4 protein-coding genes are annotated in these 3,156 nt (G+C 76.4%); 3 read left to right on the top strand and 1 reads right to left on the bottom strand.

Annotated features, from left to right (window positions below):
• Positions 1-166: 166 nt before the first annotated feature.
• Entirely contained in the window at positions 167-1,282 is a 1,116-nt protein-coding gene (locus B9P64_RS21630) for a VanZ family protein (RefSeq protein WP_085318180.1), read from the bottom strand.
• Positions 1,283-1,338: 56 nt separating this feature from the next.
• On the opposite strand from B9P64_RS21630, the gene B9P64_RS21625 reads away from it, so the two are divergent.
• From B9P64_RS21625 to B9P64_RS21615, 3 genes are all read left to right on the top strand, one after another.
• Positions 1,339-2,160: a biotin--[acetyl-CoA-carboxylase] ligase gene (locus tag B9P64_RS21625; RefSeq protein WP_085318179.1), complete on the top strand. Its 822-nt coding sequence runs from the start codon at positions 1,339-1,341 to the stop codon at positions 2,158-2,160.
• On the top strand, positions 2,157-2,924 hold the full coding sequence (locus B9P64_RS21620) for a type III pantothenate kinase (RefSeq protein ID WP_085318178.1): 768 nt from the start codon (positions 2,157-2,159) through the stop codon (positions 2,922-2,924). The genes B9P64_RS21625 and B9P64_RS21620 overlap by 4 nt, the downstream gene beginning before the upstream one ends.
• A partial coding sequence (locus B9P64_RS21615; RefSeq protein WP_139826460.1) for a hypothetical protein occupies positions 2,921-3,156 on the top strand: 236 nt, incomplete at its 3' end. The genes B9P64_RS21620 and B9P64_RS21615, both read left to right, overlap by 4 nt.

Here is a 3,156-nt window from a genome sequence, read left to right as displayed (position 1 = left end):
GCGTTCAGGTCCGCATGTTTGAGGGGGCATCGCCCCCGAGTTGGCGGGCCGGCCCGGCGCAGTGCGCTGCGTCCGGGAAGCCCCCGCAACGCGGGGGCCGCAGCCAGCCGGCGGGCCCCGCCCTCCCAGCCTGCCCCGGCCCGTCGCCAAGCAAGCACCAAAGCGGCTAGCGCCGCAGCAACCATCCCCCCGCCAGCGCCGGCCACACCAGCCCCAGCGCCGCCAGCAGCGCCCGCACATGGCGCCAGCCCGCCGCCTGACTGCTCGCGAACGTGGCGGCCAGATAGGGGTTGTCCGGCGCGATGTTGACCACCGCCAGACTCGCCGCCAGCAGCAGCCAGAACGCCGCCCGCCGTGCCCCGGCCGGCAGCATCGCCAGCAGCAGTCCGGCGCCCAGGCCCGCCAGTCCGCCCAGCCGCGCGCCCGGCGTGGCCCAGGCCAGCCAGTCCTCGGCGGCATACATCAGCGCATCGCCAATGCAGCGCAGCAGCAGCGCCAGCGCCGCCACCAGCAGCGTGACCGCCAGCCGGGGCGCGAGCGGCACCCGCGCGCGCATCGGCAGCAGCGCGAACAGCGTGCCGGCGGCCAGCCCGGTGGCGGCGCTCGCGGCTTCGAAGGCCATGGCGCGGCTGGCGCTCAGCGTCCACCAGTCGGGATGCTCGACCGGCTCGCCGACCCAGGCCGCGAGCGCATCGAACACCGGCGTGACCAGCCGGCCGGTGCCGAACGGCAGCGTCTGCGGCGGCAGTTGCGCCAGCAGCCAGAGCCCGGCCAGCACCAGCCCGACCGAGGCATCGCGCTCGTACCAGCGATTGCGCCACTGGCGCAGCCGGCTGCGGTCGAGCAGCGCCGGGCCGCTGGCCGCGCCGAGCCAGGCACCGAGCAGGCCGCCGGCCGCATTGGCGGCCAGATCGAGGTTGGACGCGACCCGGTTGGGCAGCCAGGTTTGCAGCGCCTCCATGCCGCCCGACAGCAGCGCGCAGCCGAGCGCCGCCAGCGCCAGCGCCCAGCCGCCGCGCAGGCGCGGATGCAGCGACCACGCGAGCAGCGCGCCGAGCGGCAGATAGCCCGCCACATTCACCGCGATGTCGAGATTGGAGATGTAGCGCTGCGGCGGCGCGAGCAGGAAATCGAAGGCGCCGAGGCCGGTATCGCGCCAGCCCGAGAACGGCGTGAGGCTGATGTAGACGACCACCAGCGTCCAGGCGGCGCAGGCCAGACGCGCGAGCGGCGAGGGCTGCTGGCGCCAGCGGTCGGGCGGCGGAGAGGGGTCGGCTAACATCGCAGCCGATTCTATCGGCCGGGTATGGCACCGGTTCCCCCCTTCCTCAGTCCCCGATGCTCGACGCCGCTTCGCTCGCCGCCGCCCTGGTCGCCGCCTGCCCCGATCGGCCCGCCTGGGCCCAGCCCGGCGCGGTCGAGATCGTGGACCGCACCGGCTCCACCAATACCGATCTGCTCGACCGCGCCCGCGCCGGCACGCTGGCGCCGCGCGTGCTGCGCATCGCGCTGGAGCAGAGCGGCGGACGCGGCCGGCTCGGCCGGCAATGGGTCGCGCCGCCGGGCGCGGCGCTGGCGCTGTCGATCGGGCTGCACTGGCCGGCCGGGCCGGCGGCGCTCGAAGGCTTCACGCTGGTCTGCGGGCTGGCGCTGATCGATGCGCTGGCCGGCGACGGCATCGCGGCGCGGCTCAAGTGGCCCAACGATCTGGTCGACGGCGCGCGCCGCAAGCTCGGCGGCATCCTGGTCGAGGCGGCGCCGCTCGGGCCCGAGGCCACGGCGGTGATCGTGGGCATCGGCCTCAATCTGGCGCCGCATGCGGCGCTGGCAGCGGTGCAGCCGCCGGCCTCGGATCTGGCCACGCTGGCCGGTCGGCCGGTCGATGCGCCGGCGCTGGTGGTGCGGCTGGTCGCCTCGCTGGAGGAGCGCGCGGCGCTGTTTGCGCGTGCCGGTTTCGCGCCCTTCGTGCCCGGCTTCGATGCGCTGCATGCCTGGCAGGGCCGGCCGGTGCGGCTCGCCGATGCGGGCGGCAATGCGCTGGCGCGCGGCACGGTCGAGGGCGTGGCGGCCAGCGGCGCGCTGCGGGTGCGCGGCGCCGACGGCACGGTCGCCGAGTGGAAGCATGGCGAGATCAGCCTGCGCGACGGAGCCGACGCATGAGAACCCTGCTGGCGGTCGATATCGGCAACACCCGCGTCAAATGGGCGCTGCGCGAAGCTGGCGCCGCGCCCGGCCTGTGGATTGCGCAAGGCGCCGGCCCGGCCGAGGCGCTGGCCGGCGCGCTGCGCGCCACGCTGCCCGGCGCCGCCGCGCTGAGCGAGGTCATCTATTCCAGCGTCGCCGGCGAGGCGCTCACCGCCGCGCTCGAACAGGCCTTGCGCGCAGCGGCCGGCGGCGCGCCGGTGCGGCGCTTTGCCGCGCGGCCGGCGGCCGGCGGGCTGGTCAACCGCTATGCCGCGCCCACGCTCGGGCCCGACCGCTTCGCCGCCGCCATCGGCGCGCGCCGGCTCTACGGCGACGGCGCGCTGGTGGTGGCCAGCTTCGGCACCGCCACCACGGTCGATACCGTGTCGCCGGCGCACGACTATCTCGGCGGGCTGATCCTGCCCGGCGTCGATTCGATGCTCGCCGCGCTCGCCAGCGATACCGCCCGGCTGCCGCGCGTCGCGCTCGCCGCCGCGCCGGTCGACATCCCCGACAGCACCGAAGCCGCCATTGCCGAAGGCGTGGCGCGGGCCCAGGCCGGCGCCGTGCGCGAGACGCTCGACATCGCGCGCCGCCGCTTCGGCAGCGCGCGGCTGGTGGCGGCCGGCGGCGCGGCCGGCGCGCTGCTCGGCCGGCTCGGCGAGGTGCAATTTCATGAAGACCTGGTGCTGGTCGGCCTTGCCGCCAGCGCCGAAGACGAAGGCTGGGAACCCGCATGAAGACCGTGGTCGCGCTGCTGCTGGCGGCGAACCTGGCGCTGTTCGGCGCCGCCCAGGGCTGGCTCGGCGAGGCGGCCTGGCGGCGCGTGCATCCCAATCGCGGCGATGCCGGGCGGGTGCTGCTGGAGCTGGCGCCGGAAGCGGTGACGGTGCCGAAGCCGGCGGCGCCGCCAGCGGCCGGGGAGGGTGGGACGAGCGGCGCAGGCGCGGCGGCCGGCGAAGCCGGTGCCGC

The organism is Derxia lacustris (assembly GCF_002105195.1).
Classification (GTDB): Bacteria; Pseudomonadota; Gammaproteobacteria; order Burkholderiales; family Burkholderiaceae_E; genus Derxia; species Derxia lacustris.
The sequence above is the reverse complement of the archived record's forward strand: the minus strand, read 5'-3'. Positions and strand labels throughout refer to the sequence as shown.

Coding starts and splice junctions, on each gene's coding strand:
- B9P64_RS21630 (WP_085318180.1), bottom strand. CDS start 1,282: ATGTTAGCCGACCCCTCTCCGCCGCCCGACCGCTGGCGCCAGCAGCCC.
- B9P64_RS21625 (WP_085318179.1), top strand. CDS start 1,339: ATGCTCGACGCCGCTTCGCTCGCCGCCGCCCTGGTCGCCGCCTGCCCC.
- B9P64_RS21620 (WP_085318178.1), top strand. CDS start 2,157: ATGAGAACCCTGCTGGCGGTCGATATCGGCAACACCCGCGTCAAATGG.